The sequence below is a fragment of the Microbacterium proteolyticum genome, assembly GCF_029639405.1.
In the GTDB taxonomy this organism is placed as follows: Bacteria; Actinomycetota; Actinomycetes; order Actinomycetales; family Microbacteriaceae; genus Microbacterium.
This window is the reverse complement of the sequence record NZ_CP121274.1, coordinates 1,900,066-1,917,286: the sequence shown is the minus strand read 5'-3', so window position 1 is coordinate 1,917,286 and position 17,221 is coordinate 1,900,066. Positions and strand designations below refer to the sequence as shown.

Genomic DNA, 17,221 nt, shown 5'->3' with positions numbered 1-17,221 from the left:
ACGTCGCGTGACGGATTGTGTAACAATCCTTCCATGCTTCCCGCCCTCGCGGTCCTCGCCGCCGCACTCTGCTTCGCCACGACCGGCACGGCTCAGGCGCTCGCCGGCGTCGACGCCTCTCCCCTGGCCGTCGGCGCCGCGCGCATCGTGGTGGGCGGCGGCATCCTCGGGATCATCGCCCTGCTGCGGACACGCCCGCGCCCGAGCGCCCGCACGGCGAAGGGTCCGACGGCGGTGCTCATCGCCGTCGGTGCCGCGGGAGTTCTGGCCTACCAGCCGTTGTTCTTCCTCGGCACCCGCGAGAACGGCGTCGCGATCGGCACAGTCGTCGCCCTCGGCTCCGCCCCCATCGCGACGGGGATCGTGGATGCCGTCCGCTCGCGCCGCCTGCCGTCGGGCCGGTGGATGCTCGCCACCGCCGTCGCCCTCGCCGGGGTCGTCCTGGTGTCGGGGGTGACCGGCGGCGCTGTCGCCCTGGCCCCCGGCGGACTCCTCGCGTCGGCGGGCGCGGGAATGTCGTACGCCCTCTATACGGTGTGCGGAAAGGCGCTGATCGAGAGAGGGTGGGACTCCACGCGCGTCATGGGAACCGTCTTCGGCACCGCGGCCGTCGCGAGCGTGCCCGTGCTGCTCGCGGCCGGAACGTCGTGGCTGCTCACCCCGAACGGCCTCGCGCTCGCGCTCTGGCTCGGCGTCGTCACCACCGCCGTCGCCTACCTGCTGTTCGGGTGGGGTCTGGCGCGTCTGACCGCCGTGACCGTGTCGACCCTGACACTCGCCGAGCCCCTGGGGGCGACGATCCTCGGGCTCCTCGTGCTGCACGAGAACCTCACCGCCGTGAGCGCGATCGGCCTCGCGCTCATCGCGGTCGGGCTCGGCGTCGTGTCGGCTCCGTCCCGCCGACGTGAGAAGGTTCCGGATGCCACGGCCCCGGCGTGATCCCCCGATGCTCCCACCCTCACCGCCCCGCGGCGCGGACTCTCCCCCGCGCCGTGGCACCCCCGGCCCGCGCACGGCGGACGTCGTCGCGGACGCGCTGCGCGACGGCATCCTGTCGGGCGAGCTCGCGCCAGGCACACCGCTCCGCGAGGAGGAGCTGAGCGCGACCCACGGCGTTTCGCGGCACACCGCGCGGACGGCGCTCGCGACCCTCACCGCGGAGCGGCTGGTCACCGCGGAGCCGTACCGCGGCGTCCGGGTGTCGCTCCTCGACGACGCGGCCCTCGTCGCCCTGCAGCAGCTGCGGTGCGCGCTCGAGACCGAAGCCCTGCGGATCGTCCGCGACCGTGGCATCCGGCCACCGAACGTCGACGCCGCCCTCGACGCCCTGGCCGCCGCCGAGGCATCCGGGAACTGGCCCGCGACGCTCGACGCGCACGCGCGCGTGCACCGGGCCCTCGTGGATGCCGCCGACTCCCCCCGCATCGCCGAGGAGTACCGGCGTCTCGATTCCGAGATGCACCTGCTGCTCACGCACGTCCGCCCCGCGTACGGCGCCGGCGCGTTGACGACCGAGCACCGCGCCTACGTCGAGGCGGCGCTGGCCGACCCCGAGCACGCGGTCCGCGCGCATCTGGAGCACTCGACGCGGATGATCCTGGAGGGTCGGCGCGGTTCGTGACGACACATCCCGTCACGGGACGCAACGCCCGTTGGCGCTGCCGTGTGGCCGGGTTAGCGTGGGGGCACATCGCGGCGATCCGGGCGGTCCCGGGCCTCGGCTCATAACCGAAGGCGTGGCGGGTTCGACTCCCGCCGTCGCGTCCACTTCTCGATTCACCGGGCGCGAGCGGTGCCGATCACGGCGGCGCGGTGCGGCCCCCTATGTCGAGTCACCAGCCAGCCGCGCTCGACGATCCTCTTCACGCTTCGAGTACGCGGCCGCGCGGATCGCGTCGTCCGATTCCAATCCTGTTCCGAGCGCCCCGCCGATGGTCGCCACCGACGCGACGAACCAGGTGAGCACGAACAGATCGCCGTAGCCGAATGATGCGCCGAGCGAATCGCCCATGACCGCCGGGTCGAGGACGAACAGTGCCCAGGCCAAATTCACGACGTAAAGGCCGAAGTAGCAGATGACGACTCCGACGGTGAGAGTCAGCAGAGTCGAGGTGTTGTAGAGACGGGATCTTTCCCGAGCCTGCGCTGAATCGTCTTCGGGACGGTCCCAGAGTTCCCCGTCGATCACGATCCATGTGATCACGATCGCGATGGACACGATGGTCGCCACCGCGAGACGCCAACCCGACAGTGACGCGGCCAGCAGCCACACCGTCGGCTCGATCGTTGCGACCGCTCCGGTTGCCAATGCCGCAACGAGCGCGGACTTGAGCCCTGCTGCCAGCAGCCACGGACGGTTCGCCAGCACCATGCCCAGGAGCACCCGCCCCCGGGCGCTGACCCCGGGGAGGGGCAGACGCTGCTCTTCAGGCATCATCGGCTCCGCCATGCCACTGACGAGTCCTCGGACGGCATGGCGGGCACGCGTGCCCACCCGGAAGCCGCCGAGAGCGGGGAGGGAAAGCACCGCGGACTGACGCCGGGGATCGATCGCGGCCAGCAAGTAGCGGCCGTCCACGTCACGCAACGGCAGTTCGGTCACACCGATGACGAGGTCCCACGCCCTTTGCTCGGCATGTGCCCGCAGTCGCGCCAAGGCGACGTCGACGTCCTCAGACCCCAGGGTGAAGGGTTCGCTCATGATCTCGATATCCCAGACCTGCACGTCAGCTCCCGCCGGCGGGACGAGGTCGGTCATTCGGCGAGCGACCTCGGTGGGCGAGGCCGGATCCGCAACGAGACCCACACGGATCGGCTCCATCTCCGCAACGTACACCCGGCGTCGCCTGAGGGAGCGTCCGCTCATACCCCGACCGGCCAGGTAAAGCCCGCTACTCGTCGAAGTACTGCGCGACCGAGCTCGCCTCCGAGCTCACCACGTCCGACGAGACGAGATCCGACGCACCTTCCTCGAGCGTCTGCGTCCATGAGTCGAGCACGTTCTGCGCCAGCCCCGACGTGTAGAGCTCCTGCGTCAGCCGGTCGAGTTCGGATTGGTACAGCGCCGCGAAGGTCGCGTTCGCCAGGAACCGCTCGGAGAGCACGTTGCTCCCGCCTCCCCGACCGCCACCGCCTCCCCCCTGGGCCTGTCCTTGCGCCTGCCCCTGGCCTCGGCCCTGCCCCTGCCCGCCGCCGCCGGGTGACGCCCCGAAAGCGAGGTTGAGATCCCACGAGACCACCGTCATGAGGCCGGTGCTCGCGTCGTACGAGAGATAGGAGTTGTTCCGGGGCCATCGATGTCGTCGAAGTTGTCGACGAGTTCTTGGAAGGCGAGGTAGGTCGCGAACGAGGTGACGTCGAGGTGCTGTCCGAGTTCCGCCTCGAACGTCGCGTCGTCCGACTCGTTGATGAACTGGAGGAAGTCGATCAGAGGAGTCAGGTCGTCCTCTCCCGCCTCCTGGTCGAAGACGTCGGTGTAGGACTCGGGATCGTCACCGCGATAGGAGTAGTCGCCGCCGGTCTCGGCCTTGTACAGCGCGGTCGATCCGGTGAGGGCGCGCTCCACCCACGAATCGTCGGGATTCTCGACGACGAGGCGCAGCGCCTCGGTCCCGTTCACCTCCACCCGGCTCGCCACCGCCTGCTCGGACGCGAGGCCCGAGGCTTCCAGGAGATCCAGTGCGACCGCCTCATTGAGCGAGGTCTCGGAGCTGTTCCCACGGATGACGAATTCGACCGACCCCTCGTACTCCTGTCCATCCACGAACTTGTCGAGGTCGATGATCCAGGGCAGATCCTCGGGGTTCTCGGAACTGAGCTCCGCGTCCGCGTCGGTGGAGAGCCCCTTCAAGGACGAGTTGCCTTTCAGCTTCAGCCCGACGTTCTCGAGGGTGGCACCGTCGATGACGACGGTCGCCTCGATCCACTCCTTCTCCCCGGTGTCGATGTACGCCGCGATGAGCGCGTCGTAATCGTCTTGTTCGTACGAGATCGAGAGGGAATGCACGACGGATTGATCCCAGAACCCCTGTCCCGAGACGACCGCGCTCGTCGATGCCTCCGACGAGGCATCCGTCGGGACGCTCGTCGCCGCATCGGTCGAGACCGCGGAGCTGCAGCCCGCCACCAGGACCACCACGGCGACCGATCCCAGCGCGGCGGTCGCAATCCTCTTTCGTCGCATCATGCCGCCGATGACACCAGGGGCTTCTAAACCCCCCACGAAGCGCGCCTATGCGCCGTCGATGAGCCGAGCCCGCCACGTCGCCCCGCGCTACCCTCCCCCCATGCGCCACGTCGCCTTCGTCCGGAATCTCAACCAGGGTCAGCGCGGGCACGTCACGACCGCCGACCTCGTCGCAGCCTTCGTGGAAGCGGGATGCCACGACCCCGCGCCCTTCCAGAGCAACGGCACCGTGGTGTTCGCGGGCGACGCCGAGCGCGCTCAGGACGCCGCCCTCGTCCTGGCCGCGCGAGCGGGCGTGGAGCGCGAGATCTTCACTCTGACGCTGGACGAGGTGCGGGCCATCGTCACCGACCACGCGCCGGCCCCCGATGCCGCACGCCGCGAGCTGACCCTGCACGCGGGCGGTCCCATCACCCTCGGTCCGCGAGCGCAGGATGAGGCCGCCCGGCGCCGGTGCACGCTGCTCGAAAGCGCGGACGGCTGGACGGTGACGCTCAACGAACGCGAGCGCGAGTCGAACGCGACGCCCGTCATCGAACGCCTCAGCGGTGCGGCCGCAACGTCACGCGGGCTGCCGACTTTGGCGCGACTCATCGCACGACTCGGGCACACATGACGACGGTCCGCTCCTCCAATGGAGGCGCGGACCGTCGAAGTCTCGAGAGACGCGGCCAGTATCAGTGCTCGTCGTAGTGGTCGGCGTGCGCCGCGTGGCGGTGGCCGTCGTGGACGTAGTCCACGTGGTCGTCGTGCGCGACGGCCTCGTGGCCGCACGCGTCACCGTGGGCGTGGTCGTCGACGCCGTGCTCGGCCTTCGACTCGTGCTCGTCGTAGTGGTCACCGTGGAGCGCGTGGTGGTGCGTGCCGTGCACGTAGTCCACGTGGTCGCCGTGCTCGATCTTCTGGTGACCGCAGTCTTCGCCGTGGGCGTGCTCGTCGACGGAGTGCTCCGCGTGCGTTTCGGTGGTGCTCATTGCTCGTTCCCCTGCTCGTTCGGTTCTTGGACGTGGGCGATCGCATCGAGCACGACGTGGGCGACGTGCTGGTCGGCGAGGGCGTATCGGATTTCTTTGCCCTCACGCTCCGAGGTCACGAGCCCGGCCTGGCGCAGCGTGCGGAGGTGTTGCGACACCAACGGCTGCGACAGTCCGGCCCCGTCGGCGAGCGCGCCGACGGTGAGCGGTTCGCGGCTCAGCAACCACACCAGCGCGAGGCGGGATTCGTTGCCGAGGACCTTGAACAGCTCAGCGGCCTCGGAGAGCCCGGCGATCTTGTCCACGCCTCAAGAACATCAGACGCATAAACGAATTGCAATGTGTCTACACAATCGGGAACGGTTCTCGTTCGCGTTATCCCTGCCGGCCCTTCCACCGCGGGTTCAGCTTGTTGATCACGAACACGCGCCCGCGGCGACGGACCACCTGCGCGCCGGGCTGACTCTTCAGCGACTTGATCGAGTTGCGGACCTTCATGGCATCCTCCTGTTGATAATCGTTCTCAATAACAAGATAGGCTGTTCCCCGATTCCCGACAAACGAAGGGCGGATGCCGTGGAGACGACGATCGTGACGATGGGCGTGTGCGCGCCCGAACGGCGGTCCTACGCCGAACGCCTCGCCGTCGCACTGGACCGCCCGTTGCACGTGGCCACCCGGAGCTCTGCGCCCGCGCTCCCCCACCCGCGGCCCCGCGCCACCGACGCACACGTCGTGGTCGACCTCGGCACCGACGTCGATCTCCTCCACGCGGTCGCCGCGCGGGGCGGGGTCGCCGTCCAGGCGGTGTGCGTCGTCGATGCACGGCATATGATCGGCGACCTTCTCGACGAGGCTCCTCTCGTGGCATCCACGGCTCCGGGCGACTCGCGCGGCGACGTCGGCGCCCGCGCCCGCCAGGCGGCTCTGGCGCTGGAGATCGCGACCCGGATCGTCTGGGTCAACTGGGAGGCGGTGCCCACCGCCGCCCTCGCGGTGCAGATGGCGCTCGCGTCGCACCTCAACCCGGGTGCGACGCTCCGTCTCACCCGCGATCCGCTCGCCGATCTTTCGGCCGGCGTCCCGCGCGCGCACGAGACCGAGGTGCTCGAGCGGGCGGGGTGGGTCCGCGCGCTCAACGACGAGCACGACCCCTTCATGCGCGACAACCGCGTGAGCACGCTGCGCTACGACCAGGTGCGCCCCTTCCACCCCGCCCGCCTGCAGGCCGCGCTCGACCGGCTGGACGACGGTGCCGCGGGCCGGCTCGTCCGCTCGGCCGGGTTCTGTCGCGTGGCGTCGCGACCCGGCATCCTGGCCCGCTGGGAGCACGTGGGGTCGGCGATGTGGATCGAACCGATCGGCACCGACGACGGTCGCATGGGTCTCGGGCAAGAGATCGCGTTCACCGGGCTCGACCTCTCCGCGCCGCGGCTGCGGCACCTGCTCGACCGCGCCGCGCTCACCGACGACGAGCTCGCGGCCGGTCCCGACGCGTGGGTCGCGTTCGCCGACCCGCTCCCGGTCTGGCCGACGGTCGACCTGACGATCCCGGATGCCACGGAGTAGGACCCCCGTCGTGTCAAGCCGCTCGCCGGTCCCCCGCCGATGGGGCACCGTGGCGACATGAGCACACCTGATCTGCCCTCCCGTCACTCCGACGACGCCCGCGCCGACAGCGCCGCCCCCACGGATGCCGTTACCGACGACGTCCGCGAGGACGCCGCCCAGGCCGAGGAAGACGTCGACCTCGACGACCACACCGGAGACGCGCTCGGCGAGGCCGACGACCCGGGCTTCCCGGCCGCCGACGGACACGCCTGACGCGGTCGCCCCTCGGACGCGCCACCGCTGAGGCGACTCAGGCGATCCGCGTCCCCGGCGGCAGCCGACGCGCCGGTGTCCGCGTGCGGGCGATGCCCCACGCGAGCAGGCCGCCGGCGAGAACCAGCTGCAGGAACAGCCCGACGAACCAGCTCGGTACGGTTCCCGCGATCTGCTCCTCCGTCGACCGACCCTCGAGCGACCCGTTGGCGCAGTAGTCGTAGGACTGCGCCGTCTCGGGCGGGATCTGGGCCAGACGCACGCCGGTCGCGATCTGCGAGAACAGGTCGGACGGGTTGCCGTACTGGTCGTACGTCGGCGGCGTCGCGTCCGCGAGGATGACGAACGGGTTGGCCGCGAGCACGCCCCACACACGGTCGAACCGGGGCACCTCGGTCGTGTAGGTAGAGGTGGTGCACCCGATCTCGTCGGGTCGCGGACACTCGGTCGCGTCGTTCTCCGTGTACGGGTCGCACCCCGCGGGAACCGCGTTCCAGTCGAGGTCGCGCGTGGTGATCGTCTGCTCGGTCCGCAGCGCGGTCCCTCCGAGACCGAAAGCGATGAGCGTCCCCAGGGTCAGCGCCGCCACCAGCAGGTACGTCGTGGCGACCGAGAAGACCGGCCGCGCCACGATCGCGCTCACACCGACCCCGATCGCCGCCACGACGCCGACTTCGAGCACCAGGATGCCGAGCGACGAGGCGATCACGGCGGGGTTGAGCTCTCCGATGAACGTCGCGACCACGAGGAACGGCAGCGCGACGACGAGGAACGCGAGCCCCGAGATCCATGCCGCGAGGAACTTCCCGAGCACGATCTCCGTCGTCGTGACCAGCGTCACCTGCACGGGCGCGAGGGTCGCGGTATCCCGATCGCCGTTGACGGCGCTGCCGCTCAGCGTCGGCGACACCAGCAGCACGAGCAGCAGCACGAACATGATGACGAGCGAGTAGAACCAGCCGTTGCCGCCGGTGCTGAGCGAGAACGACGAGAACGACAGGGTGAGCAGCGCGAGCAGGATCACCGCGAAGATCCCGAGCAGCACGTACCAGCCCACCGACCGCACGCGCTGACGCAGGTCGATACCGATGACGGTTCCGAGGCGGCGGGCGTTCATTCGGAGCTCCCCTCGGCCGCAGCGCCTCTTCGCAGATCGAGGAAGGCGTGTTCGAGATCCCCCACCGCGGGGGCGTATTCGACGACCGGGATGCCGGCTCCCACGAGCGCCCGCAGACCCGCCACCGCCGCCGACTCGTCGGCGAACGACACGAGCAGGTCGCGGCGATCGACACCCACGTCGTCCGGCGTGCGCCCGAGGGCGGCCGCGACGGCGTCGCGGTCCGAGGCCGTGCTCCGAGACGCGTCGGCCGCCAACCGCACGCGCCACACCCGGAGGCGGGTGGTCGCCGCCGCCACGCGGTCGCGCCCGACGGTCCGCCCGTCGAGCAGGAACACCGCGTCGTCGACGACCTCCTCGAGCTCGGACAGCACGTGACTCGAGATCAGGATCGTGCGTCCCTCGTCGGAGAGTCGCCGGAGCAGCACGCGCAGGTCGATGCGCGCCTGCGGATCGAGTCCGGACGCCGGCTCGTCGAGCAGCAGCACCTGCGGTTCGTGGACGAGGGCGCGCGCCAGCGCCAACCGTTGCTTCTGACCGCGGGAGAGCACACGCGCGGCGGAACCGCTGAGAGGAACGAGGTCCACGAGCTCGAGCAGCCGGTCGGCCCGCACCCGCGCGTCGGTGCGAGACAGGTCGTAGAGCTGGGCCGTGGCGATCAGCACCTCACGCGCGGTCAGAGTGGGCCATGCGCCCAGCGAGTCCGGCATCCAGCCGAGCAGTCGGCGCGCGCCCGCCGGATCGGCCACGGGATCGACCCCGCCGATGCGCACCTCGCCGCCGTCCGGCCGGAGCAGCGACGCCAGCATGAGCAGCAGCGTCGTCTTGCCCGATCCGTTGGGTCCGACGAGCCCCGTCACCCGCCCCGGCTCGGCGGTGAAGGTCACGTCCGCCACCGCCGTCACGGCGCCGAACGCCCGTTTCACCTGCACTGCTTCGATGCCCGCGCCCCCTGCGTCCATCCCCCCACCCTACGGGCGCATGCCGACATGCCCCGTAGTTTCGGGGCGTCGACTCAGGATGCCGCGAGCGCGCGGCCGAGCACGTCGTTCCGGAGCGCGACGCGCCGAGCCGGTTGCGACGCACCGACCCGCCGTCCCACGCCACGCATAAACGCGATCCACGCCCATAAACGCGTTCGCAGCGCGTTTCTGCGTGCGAATCGCGTTTATGCCGCTGATGCGCCGGGGATCCCGGGCGTCAGGATGCCGCGAGCGCGCGGCCGAGCGCGTCGCCCGACGACCATGCCGTCCGGACGGCGGCCGACTCGCCCCACGCGTCGCCGCAGAGCGACAGCCCGGGCGAGCGGAAGAACGGCTCGCCGGTCGTCCGGGTGGGGCGCGCGAAGGTCCAGCGGTGGGCGACGGCCGAGACCGGCTCGACGTCGATGCCCAGCAGACGCCGCGTCGCCGTGGCGACCGGCGGAATCGCGGCATCCGGGTCGTCGAGGTACCGCCGCGCCGCGGCGCCCGTCGTGTGCACCACGAGTACCGGGGCGTCGTCCCCGCGACGGTCGCCGTCGTCCGCGAGGAACGCGACCTCGGGGTCGCCGTTGACGAACGCGCCGTGCAGGTCGGCGGGCCAGCGGCGCTTGTCCCACCGCAGCACGACCGCGATCACCGGCTCCCACTCCTGGGGCGCGACCGGGATGCCATCCGTCAGGCGCCGCGCCTGCGGTTCGGGCATCGCAAGCACCACCTCGCCGGCATCCACCCCGTCCACGCGGAAGGGCGCCGCGTGCGCGACCTCGCGGCCTGACTCGACGTCCGCGCCGTCGGCGAGATCGAGCACAAGTGCGCGCGAGCCGCCCAGCGCCGCCCATCGCAGAGGTCCGGTCTTGCGGGTGACCGAGCCGTCCGCGTCGATCGCCGAGAACGTGTCGGTCCACCCCCGCGCGACCCCGCGGGCCTCCCAGTCCGCCGCCACCCGCGCGAATCGCTCGTCGTCGCCGACGACGAAATACGACGCGCCGAGGTCGACCGCGCGTCCGTCGATCGTCCGGCTCGACAGCCGCCCGCCCGGCCGGCGCCCGCGGTCGATCACGCGGACCGAGCCCCCGGCATCCCGCACCGCCCGTGCGCACGCCAGCCCCGAGATCCCGCCACCCACCACTGTCACGTCCACCGTCATCCCGCCATCCTCACCGCCGGGGCGGAGTGCCGACCGGGGCTTGCGCCTACGCCCGGAAGAACGCCACGCCCAGGTCGGGGTGGTCGACGAAGATGCCGTCGAGCGCCGCCTCGCGCAGCACGGACCACTCCCGCTCGTAGTCGCCGAATGCGGCCGACCCGCCGCCGCGTCGGAAGCCCGGCAGCAGGAACTGGTTCTCCGGGCGGCACGTCCACGTGAACACCCGCAACCCGCGCCTCTGCGCATCCGCGACGAACGGCGCCGGGCCCCGCACCCTCCCCAGCCGGTCGGGGGCGAGGATCAGCCGCTTGTCGGGGCTGATGCCGTCGACCGCCTCGGCGAGCGCGTCCAGACCGGCCGGGGTGAGCATCGACGCGTACGACGCCGCTCGGGCACCATCGCGCTCCCTCAGGTCCCACGGTGCCCCGCTCGCCTCGATCAGTTGCACCAGCGGAGCCCGGATGCCACGCTCCCGCAGCCGCTGCAGGACGAGCGGCTCGAACGACTCGATGACCAGGGCGGGGTCGTCCCACCAGGCGGCATCCCGGAGCTCCCGTTCGACGAGCTCCGCCATGTCGGACCCGGCGCGGGCGAAGAAGGCCGCGTGCTTGATCTCCAGCACCACGCCGACGCCCCCCGCCCTCGCGAGATCGAGCACGTCGCGGAGGCTCAGCACCGGGTCGACGTCGTCGTGCTCCGCACTCCCAGGCCGCAGCGCGGGAATCCGCTCGCGGCAGCGGAGCGATTCGACCTCCGACCAGGTGAAGTCCTCGGTGAACCACCCCTCGAGCCGCTCGCCGTCGACGACGCCGGTCCGGCGGCGCGCGGCGAACTGGGCGCGCGTCGACACGTCGGTCGTGGAGCCGATCTCGTTCTCGTGGCGGACGACGAGCACCCCGTCCTTCGTGGGCACGACGTCGGGCTCGACGGCATCGACCCCCGCGACGATCGCCCGCTCGTACGACGAACGGGAGTGCTCGGGGAGATACCCCGGAGCACCTCGGTGACCGATGATCAGGGGGCGCTCGACTGGCACGGGCCCAGGCTATCCGGCGAGCCGACGGACGCCGCTCGCTCATAGCAGAATCCCAGTCCGTCCCGGGATTCTCGCGGCATCCTCGGCTAGTGTTGGTCTACAGCACGGTGCTGTGATCATCAGCAATTTGGAGTGTGAGTCCCTGTGGCCCTCAACAACCCGGCCTTCAACAACCCGGCGTTCCAGGACCCTCGTGGCGGAGCCCAGACCCGTTACAGCCCCCCGCCCGCCGAGTCGATGACCGCTGCCGCTGCAGCCGCCGAGACGGCGAACATCGAGGGCCTGTACTCGGCCCCGTCCGCGGGCGCGGTGCAGACCGACCGCATGACGGTCGAAGACACCGTCTTCAAGACCCTCGGCCTCTTCGCGATCCTCGTCGTCACCGCCGTCGTCGGCTGGATCTGGACGATGAGCAGCGTCACCGTCGCGAACCCCAGCCCGAACATCGCCCCGATGCTCATCGGTGGCCTCGTCGGCTTCGTCCTCGCGATGGTTGCGACGTTCAAGAAGAAGCCGTCGGTCCCGATCTTCATCGCGTACGCGGCGTTCGAGGGTCTGTTCATCGGTGGTATCTCGGCGTTCTTCGAGTTCATCTACCCCGGCATCGTCGTGCAGGCCACCCTCGCGACCCTGTCGGTCGTGGGTGTGACCCTGGCGCTGTTCGCCAGCGGCAAGATTCGCGCCTCCAAGCGCGCCACCAAGATCTTCATGATCGCGATGGTCGGCTACCTCGTCTTCAGCCTCATCAACGTCGGCCTGATGCTCTTCAACGTCCCGCTCGCCGGCGGCGCGTTCGGTCTGCTCAGCGACGTGAAGCTCTTCGGCATCCCGCTCGGTGTCATCATCGGCGTCTTCGTGGTCATCATGGCCGCGTACTCGCTGGTGCTCGACTTCGACCAGATCCAGCGCGGCGTCCGCAACGGCGCCCCGCGCGTCTACGGCTGGGTCGGCGCCTTCGGCATCATGGTCACCGTCGTGTGGCTGTACGTCGAGATCCTGCGCATCCTCGCGATCCTGCGCGGCAACAACTGACGCACCGTTTCGCACGAAGGGCCGTCCCGTTCGGGGCGGCCCTTCGTCGTTCCGCGGGCAGGGCGTCTCCATCGCCCCGGCCAACCGGTTCAGTGTCCCCGGCGCCGCCCTGCCCCGCCCTGCGCTGTCGTTCGGTGTCCAAGACACGCGGACGCATCGCCATGGCATCCGCGTGTCTTGGCCGCTGAAGTGGGAGCCGCACGGCGTGAGATCTCAGCCCACATTTCGGTGTCCAGAACACGCGGACGCACCGCTGTCGCACCCGCGTGTCTTGGACACTCAACGCCGGGACGGCCGCCGCACCCCGCATCTGCCGCGTCCGCAAGGGAGTCCCACCCCGGATGCCACGGGGCTACCCTCGCGGCATGAGCCCCGCGAAGACGCCCCCGACGGTCCTCGACGTCGACGGTCACGAGGTCCGGGTCACGAGCCCCGACCGCGTCGTGTTCCCCGAGCCGGGCCTGACCAAGCTCGACCTCGTCCGGTACTACCTCGCGGTCGCCGACGGTGCCCTGCGCGGCGCGGGCGGTCGGCCCATGGTGCTGAAGCGATTCGCGAAGGGTCTCGACCAAGAGCCCTTCTTCCAGAAACGCGTCCCCGAGAACCACCCCGACTTCATCGACACGGCGACCCTGCACTACGCCTCGGGGACGTCGGCCGAGGAGACGGTGATCCGTGACGCGGCGGGTCTCGCCTGGATCGTGAACCTCGGATGCCTCGACCTGAACCCTCACCCGGTGCGGGCCGAAGACCTCGACCATCCCGACGAGCTCCGCATCGACCTCGATCCCATGCCCGGGGTCGACTGGGCGCAGATCGTCGACGTCGCCTTCACCGCGCGGGACGTGCTCGAGGACCACGGCCTGGTGGGCTGGCCGAAGACCTCGGGCTCGCGAGGGCTGCACATCCTCGTGCGGATACTTCCGGAGTGGGAGTACCCCGATGTCCGCCGGGCCGCCGAGACGCTCGCCCGCGAGGTGGAGAACCGCGCACCCGGGCTCGCGACGGCACGCTGGTGGAAGGAGGAGCGCGGTGAGAGCGTGTTCGTCGACTTCAACCAGAACGCGAAGGACCGCACCGTGGCATCCGCCTACTCGATCCGCCCGCTTCCCGACGCACGGGTGTCGACGCCGCTCACCTGGGAGGAACTCCGCGAACGACGCCCCGAGGAGTTCACGGTGCTCACGGTGCCCGAGCGCTTCGCGGCGATCGGCGACCCGCACGAGGGCATCGACGCCGCCCCGGGTTCGCTCGACGGACTCCTCGCCCTGGCCGAGCAGATGGGGCCCGCCGAGAAGCCGCCGCGCGGATCGGACGGCTCGGGGCGCCGCGCCTCGACGATGCCCCTCATCGAGGTAGCCCGCACGAAGACCAAGCCCGAGGCGCTCGACGCCCTCGAGCAGTGGAAGGGCCGGCATCCCGAGACGGCGGCGGCGCTGCATCCCGCCGATGTGATGCTCGACGGCATGCGCGGCTCGAGTTCGCTCTGGTACCGCGTGCGCATCAACCTGCAGCACGTCCCGGATGCCACCCGCCCGCCGCAGGAGCCGTTGATCGCCGACTACGACCCCTGGGCCGGCCGCGGCTGACGCACCGTACCCCGGTCGAGTGTCCAAGACACGCCGTTCGGGTCGCCCGCCGACGGCGTGTCTTGGACACCGAACGTGGAGGGCGCTCGACCCGGCCTACCGCCGCGTCGGACGCGACAGTGCTTCGGCGGCCGCGGCGGCGAGCGTCTGCATCGCGCGCGCGGGACTCAGGGCCGCCGCGGACGCCCGAGCCTCGCGGGAGAGACGCCGACGCAACGCCGCATCGCCCAGCACCCGCACCAGGGCTGCGGCGAGCGCGTCCTCGTCGCCGTCGGGCACGAGGATGCCGCCCCCCTCGGCGAGCATGTCGCGCGGGCCGTAGCGGATGTCGTAGGCCACGACGGGGACGCCGTGCGCAAGGGCCTCGGCGAGGGCGAGCCCCTGTCCTTCGAACGCGGAGGTCGTGAGGTACACCGACGCGGAGTCGAGCACCGCGCCCGGGTCCAGGGTCAGCCCCGGCAGCGACACCGCGTCGCCAAGCCCGAGCTCGGCGACGAGCGTCTCGAGCGCATCGCGTCCGGGGCCCGCTCCCCACAGCTCCAACCGGGCGCCGGGCACCTCCTCAACCACCCGCGCGAACGCCCGGATCGCGTGGTCCAGCCGCTTCCCCGGCGCCAGCCGCCCGAGCACCACGACGGGTCCGTCCGCTGCGTAAGTGACCGCGTCGGGCGTCGGGATGCCGTGCGGCGCGACGACGTCGACCCGGCCGTCGCCGAAGCGCGCCCGCACGTCGTCGTGCTGCCATGCGGTCGGCCAGAGCACCGCGTCGAAGCGGGAAGCCGCCGCCAGCCACCTCTCCCAGAGCGCGTTGACCGGTGCGTCGGCGGTGAAGGGCGGCTCGAGGTGGATCGTGTGGACGGTGTGGAGGATCCGCACGTCGGGGTCGACCCAGTCGACGATCAGCTCACCGAGCTGTCGCGACTCGCAGACGAGCACGATGGGTCGGTCGACCTCCGCGCGCAGCCCCGAGACCACGTGCGCGAGCCAGGCGCGGTACAGCGCGCCGAACCCGTCGATGACCCCCGCCGCGGCGCCCGCGGCATCTCGCACGACGATCGGTGCGGTCGAGAGGTGCCAGTGCGGATCGACGACGTTCGGCAGATCGACCGCGCCGGCGGCGACGCTCCGATACTCCAGCGCCGGATCGGCCGCGCCGGGCCGAGCGGCCGCGCGCAACCAGTCGGCTGCTCCGCCTTCCGGGCTCACGGCCTCGTCGAACAGATTCCGGAAGACCTCGGATGCCGCTGCCGCGCCGCGCCGCACGAACTCCGCGCGATGTTCGGCGTGCGCCTCCCCCTCGCCCGGGTCGACCGTCAGCAGCAGCGCCGGGGCACCGGCATCCGCCATCTGCCGCGCGCGAGCGAGAGTCGAGATCGTGTACCCGCCGTCGAGGTCGGGGATCAATCGGCTCGAGAGGATCAGGTACCACGCGTCGGGGAAGCCGGTCATCGACGGCCTTCCGAGCGCAGCCGGAACACCGGGAACCCGGGCGCGATCTCCCGCAGCCGTTCCTCCGGCGAGTTCTTGTCGACGCCCTCGAAGAAGCGGCCGACCTCCCACGCCCACGCGACCAGGTACGCGCGCAGGATGGGCGGCTTCTCGGCATCCGGCACCTCCTCGGCCCGGAAGACCTCGACCGACCGCCCCGCGCGCAGCTGGCCGCCCCCGGCCGCGCGCAGGTTCCGCACCCACTGGGTCGTCCCGCGCGGAGCGACGAGGTAACGATCGCCGCCGACGCGGAGAGGGTTCACCGGCGTGGTGCGCCACTCGCCCGACGAACGACCCCGGACGGCGAGCACCCGGCTCCCCGCGAGGGGCAGCCCCGCACGGGTCAGCGCGGCCACCGCCGCGTTGAAGACGGTGTCGAGTCGGGTCGGCCGCACGAACCTGTCACTCATGCCCCCATCCTCCCCTACGACCCCACTCCCATCGAGCGGATGGATGCCGCCTTCGGTCGGGCCGACAGCAGTGCCTCGCCGGTCGCACCGAGCACGAGGGTCGCCGCACAGCTCACGGCCATCACGGTGAACCCGAGCACGGGGCCTGCGGCATCCAGCCCCACTCCCGCGAGGGTCGACCCCAGCGGAATGCCGGCCCCCAGGCCCAGCGACGGGTACGCGAGGAGTTCCGTGACACGGTCGCGGTCCGCCCGCGACTCCACGAGTGCGAACCCCGCGACGAGGACCGGCCCGATGAGAGCCCCGACCACCGCGGCGACCACCAGTGCCGCGAGGCTGTCGGCGACGAACGGCAGAGCGGACCCCGCGAGGGCGAGCAGAACACTGCTGCGGAGCCAGCGGGCGCGCAGGGAGCCCCGCTGCCGAAGAGCGCCGTAGACGAGCGCGCCGGCGGTGTTCCCGACGGCGAGGGAGGCCATCAGGAGCCCGGCCAACCACGGAGCACCGGCTCGGTCCGCCCAGGAGACGGCGGTGACGTCGAACGAGCCGAACATCGCTCCCACCCCGACCCAGGCGACGGTCACCGGAAGGATGCCGACCGGGGGCAGGAGGCGCGGACGCGGACCGGTGACGGCGACGCGGGGCGGTTGCGACCCGCGCAGCAGGCCGAGCCAGAGGAGCCCGATCGCGCCCACCATCACCACGACGGCGATCCCGACCTGCGGGGCGGCCGCTGCGGCGATCAGCGTGAGGACGGGCGGGGCGATGACGAAGACGCTCTCGTCGGCGATCGATTCGAGGGCGTAGGCGCTGTGCCGCCGCTCAGGAGGGACGAGGGCGCTCCACCGCGCGCGGACCGCGGGTCCGACGTCGACCGAGACGGCGCCGGCGACCACCGCCATCCCGAACCACGTCACGACCGGTGTCGCGGCGAGCACCGCCCACACGAGCATCACGACCGCGAGCGACAACGTCAGGGCGGCGAGGAGCAGCACGGGGCGCTGCCCGCGGCGATCCATGAGTCGGGACCACAGCGGGCCCGCGAACGCCGTGCCGACGACGAAGGCGGCGCCCACTCCGCCCGCGAGCGCGAAGCTCCCGGTCGCGGCCTGGACGAGCAGCACGATGCCGAGGTTGAGCGTTCCGCGCGGGAAGCGGGCGACCCACCCGGCGAGGGTGAACCAGGGGGCTCCGGTCACGCGCAGCACGTCGCGGTAGCCGGAGAAGTCGATACGGGTCACGGGAGACCTGTGCCGTTCTGGCCGGACGAACCCGGGAGATTCCCGAGGGCTGATCGCCGACGCCTCCAACGTATACCTTCGCCGCTGACGACAGAGCGCCCCGCCGCCGTCCGGTGGAGTGGTGTCGTCTTCCGGTCGATCGGGGTAGGGGCCCTGCTCTCGACCGGAAGACGACACCCCGGAGCCGGACGACG

20 protein-coding genes and 1 tRNA gene are annotated in these 17,221 nt (G+C 71.3%); 8 read left to right on the top strand and 13 right to left on the bottom strand.

The features are described 5' to 3' along the window. Positions 1-33 precede the first annotated feature (33 nt). The 3 genes from P8R59_RS09770 (at position 34) to P8R59_RS09760 (ending at position 1,767) form a co-directional block, all read left to right on the top strand. Positions 34-939 carry a DMT family transporter gene (locus P8R59_RS09770; RefSeq protein ID WP_278103773.1) on the top strand — a complete coding sequence of 302 codons (906 nt, stop codon included), beginning with the start codon at positions 34-36 and terminating at the stop codon, positions 937-939. Between the two features lie 7 nt (positions 940-946). Continuing rightward, entirely contained in the window at positions 947-1,621 is a 675-nt protein-coding gene (locus P8R59_RS09765) for a GntR family transcriptional regulator (protein ID WP_278103772.1), read from the top strand. 70 nt (positions 1,622-1,691) lie between these two features. Then, positions 1,692-1,767: transfer RNA gene (locus tag P8R59_RS09760), tRNA-Met, on the top strand. A 55-nt stretch (positions 1,768-1,822) separates the two neighbouring features. On the opposite strand, the gene P8R59_RS09755 is transcribed toward P8R59_RS09760, so the two are convergent. From P8R59_RS09755 to P8R59_RS09745, 3 genes are all read right to left on the bottom strand, one after another. Then, positions 1,823-2,758, bottom strand: a complete 936-nt coding sequence (locus P8R59_RS09755) for a hypothetical protein (RefSeq protein WP_278103771.1) — start codon at positions 2,756-2,758, stop codon at positions 1,823-1,825. A 133-nt stretch (positions 2,759-2,891) separates the two neighbouring features. Further along, positions 2,892-3,245 carry a hypothetical protein gene (locus tag P8R59_RS09750; protein ID WP_278103770.1) on the bottom strand — a complete coding sequence of 118 codons (354 nt, stop codon included), beginning with the start codon at positions 3,243-3,245 and terminating at the stop codon, positions 2,892-2,894. Next, complete coding sequence (locus P8R59_RS09745) at positions 3,242-4,222, bottom strand: CotH kinase family protein (protein WP_278103769.1); 981 nt, start codon at positions 4,220-4,222, stop codon at positions 3,242-3,244. The genes P8R59_RS09750 and P8R59_RS09745 overlap by 4 nt, the downstream gene beginning before the upstream one ends. Before the next feature lie 64 nt (positions 4,223-4,286). Here P8R59_RS09745 and P8R59_RS09740 point away from each other — a divergent pair, with 64 nt between their 5' ends. Next, complete coding sequence (locus tag P8R59_RS09740; protein ID WP_278103768.1) at positions 4,287-4,802, top strand: DUF1697 domain-containing protein; 516 nt, start codon at positions 4,287-4,289, stop codon at positions 4,800-4,802. A 61-nt stretch (positions 4,803-4,863) separates the two neighbouring features. Here P8R59_RS09740 and P8R59_RS09735 read toward each other — a convergent pair whose 3' ends face one another. From P8R59_RS09735 to ykgO, 3 genes are all read right to left on the bottom strand, one after another. Next, entirely contained in the window at positions 4,864-5,160 is a 297-nt protein-coding gene (locus tag P8R59_RS09735) for a hypothetical protein (RefSeq protein ID WP_077050570.1), read from the bottom strand. Continuing rightward, positions 5,157-5,465, bottom strand: coding sequence for an ArsR/SmtB family transcription factor (locus P8R59_RS09730; RefSeq protein WP_160897490.1), 309 nt, complete (start codon positions 5,463-5,465; stop codon positions 5,157-5,159). The genes P8R59_RS09735 and P8R59_RS09730 overlap by 4 nt, the downstream gene beginning before the upstream one ends. Before the next feature lie 70 nt (positions 5,466-5,535). Continuing rightward, positions 5,536-5,658: a type B 50S ribosomal protein L36 gene (gene ykgO / locus P8R59_RS09725; RefSeq protein WP_278103767.1), complete on the bottom strand. Its 123-nt coding sequence runs from the start codon at positions 5,656-5,658 to the stop codon at positions 5,536-5,538. A gap of 78 nt (positions 5,659-5,736) precedes the next feature. Between ykgO and P8R59_RS09720 the strand changes: the two genes are divergently transcribed. Both P8R59_RS09720 and P8R59_RS09715 read left to right on the top strand, forming a co-directional pair. Beyond that, a complete protein-coding gene (locus P8R59_RS09720) occupies positions 5,737-6,729 on the top strand; it encodes a GTP-binding protein (protein WP_278103766.1) in 993 nt (330 codons plus the stop codon). A 57-nt stretch (positions 6,730-6,786) separates the two neighbouring features. Then, entirely contained in the window at positions 6,787-6,984 is a 198-nt protein-coding gene (locus tag P8R59_RS09715; protein ID WP_278103765.1) for a hypothetical protein, read from the top strand. A 37-nt stretch (positions 6,985-7,021) separates the two neighbouring features. Here P8R59_RS09715 and P8R59_RS09710 read toward each other — a convergent pair whose 3' ends face one another. The 4 genes from P8R59_RS09710 to P8R59_RS09695 all read right to left on the bottom strand — a co-directional run bounded on the left by P8R59_RS09710 (position 7,022) and on the right by P8R59_RS09695 (position 11,267). Next, on the bottom strand, positions 7,022-8,101 hold the full coding sequence (locus P8R59_RS09710) for an ABC transporter permease (RefSeq protein ID WP_278103764.1): 1,080 nt from the start codon (positions 8,099-8,101) through the stop codon (positions 7,022-7,024). Then, positions 8,098-9,063 (bottom strand): ABC transporter ATP-binding protein, encoded by a 966-nt coding sequence (locus P8R59_RS09705; protein WP_278103763.1) that lies wholly within the window; start codon positions 9,061-9,063, stop codon positions 8,098-8,100. Before P8R59_RS09705 ends, P8R59_RS09710 begins: the two co-directional genes overlap by 4 nt. A gap of 238 nt (positions 9,064-9,301) precedes the next feature. After that, positions 9,302-10,231: an NAD(P)/FAD-dependent oxidoreductase gene (locus tag P8R59_RS09700; protein ID WP_278103762.1), complete on the bottom strand. Its 930-nt coding sequence runs from the start codon at positions 10,229-10,231 to the stop codon at positions 9,302-9,304. 46 nt (positions 10,232-10,277) lie between these two features. Continuing rightward, positions 10,278-11,267 (bottom strand): glycerophosphodiester phosphodiesterase family protein, encoded by a 990-nt coding sequence (locus P8R59_RS09695; RefSeq protein ID WP_278103761.1) that lies wholly within the window; start codon positions 11,265-11,267, stop codon positions 10,278-10,280. 144 nt (positions 11,268-11,411) lie between these two features. Here P8R59_RS09695 and P8R59_RS09690 point away from each other — a divergent pair, with 144 nt between their 5' ends. After that, entirely contained in the window at positions 11,412-12,299 is an 888-nt protein-coding gene (locus P8R59_RS09690) for a Bax inhibitor-1/YccA family protein (protein ID WP_278103760.1), read from the top strand. Between the two features lie 365 nt (positions 12,300-12,664). Beyond that, complete coding sequence (gene ligD / locus P8R59_RS09685) at positions 12,665-13,888, top strand: non-homologous end-joining DNA ligase (RefSeq protein WP_278103759.1); 1,224 nt, start codon at positions 12,665-12,667, stop codon at positions 13,886-13,888. Between the two features lie 96 nt (positions 13,889-13,984). Here the strand turns inward: ligD and P8R59_RS09680 are convergent, their stop codons facing one another. The 3 genes from P8R59_RS09680 to P8R59_RS09670 are packed head-to-tail and all read right to left on the bottom strand — an operon-like array spanning position 13,985 to position 17,027. Then, the gene (locus P8R59_RS09680) at positions 13,985-15,337 is read right to left on the bottom strand and encodes a glycosyltransferase (protein ID WP_278103758.1); all 1,353 of its coding nucleotides are present in this window, start codon (positions 15,335-15,337) and stop codon (positions 13,985-13,987) included. Further along, on the bottom strand, positions 15,334-15,786 hold the full coding sequence (locus P8R59_RS09675; RefSeq protein WP_278103757.1) for a nitroreductase family deazaflavin-dependent oxidoreductase: 453 nt from the start codon (positions 15,784-15,786) through the stop codon (positions 15,334-15,336). Before P8R59_RS09675 ends, P8R59_RS09680 begins: the two co-directional genes overlap by 4 nt. Before the next feature lie 14 nt (positions 15,787-15,800). Continuing rightward, complete coding sequence (locus P8R59_RS09670) at positions 15,801-17,027, bottom strand: MFS transporter (RefSeq protein ID WP_278103756.1); 1,227 nt, start codon at positions 17,025-17,027, stop codon at positions 15,801-15,803. Positions 17,028-17,221 lie beyond the last annotated feature (194 nt).

Excerpts from the sequence above, each read along its gene's own strand:
- P8R59_RS09680 (WP_278103758.1), bottom strand. The coding sequence starts at position 15,337 with ATGACCGGCTTCCCCGACGCGTGGTACCTGATCCTCTCGAGCCGATTG.
- P8R59_RS09740 (WP_278103768.1), top strand. The coding sequence starts at position 4,287 with ATGCGCCACGTCGCCTTCGTCCGGAATCTCAACCAGGGTCAGCGCGGG.
- P8R59_RS09710 (WP_278103764.1), bottom strand. The coding sequence starts at position 8,101 with ATGAACGCCCGCCGCCTCGGAACCGTCATCGGTATCGACCTGCGTCAG.
- P8R59_RS09700 (WP_278103762.1), bottom strand. The coding sequence starts at position 10,231 with ATGACGGTGGACGTGACAGTGGTGGGTGGCGGGATCTCGGGGCTGGCG.
- P8R59_RS09750 (WP_278103770.1), bottom strand. The coding sequence starts at position 3,245 with ATGACGGTGGTCTCGTGGGATCTCAACCTCGCTTTCGGGGCGTCACCC.
- P8R59_RS09715 (WP_278103765.1), top strand. The coding sequence starts at position 6,787 with ATGAGCACACCTGATCTGCCCTCCCGTCACTCCGACGACGCCCGCGCC.
- P8R59_RS09755 (WP_278103771.1), bottom strand. The coding sequence starts at position 2,758 with ATGACCGACCTCGTCCCGCCGGCGGGAGCTGACGTGCAGGTCTGGGAT.
- ligD (WP_278103759.1), top strand. The coding sequence starts at position 12,665 with ATGAGCCCCGCGAAGACGCCCCCGACGGTCCTCGACGTCGACGGTCAC.
- P8R59_RS09675 (WP_278103757.1), bottom strand. The coding sequence starts at position 15,786 with ATGAGTGACAGGTTCGTGCGGCCGACCCGACTCGACACCGTCTTCAAC.
- P8R59_RS09770 (WP_278103773.1), top strand. The coding sequence starts at position 34 with ATGCTTCCCGCCCTCGCGGTCCTCGCCGCCGCACTCTGCTTCGCCACG.
- ykgO (WP_278103767.1), bottom strand. The coding sequence starts at position 5,658 with ATGAAGGTCCGCAACTCGATCAAGTCGCTGAAGAGTCAGCCCGGCGCG.
- P8R59_RS09735 (WP_077050570.1), bottom strand. The coding sequence starts at position 5,160 with ATGAGCACCACCGAAACGCACGCGGAGCACTCCGTCGACGAGCACGCC.
- P8R59_RS09705 (WP_278103763.1), bottom strand. The coding sequence starts at position 9,063 with ATGGACGCAGGGGGCGCGGGCATCGAAGCAGTGCAGGTGAAACGGGCG.
- P8R59_RS09765 (WP_278103772.1), top strand. The coding sequence starts at position 947 with ATGCTCCCACCCTCACCGCCCCGCGGCGCGGACTCTCCCCCGCGCCGT.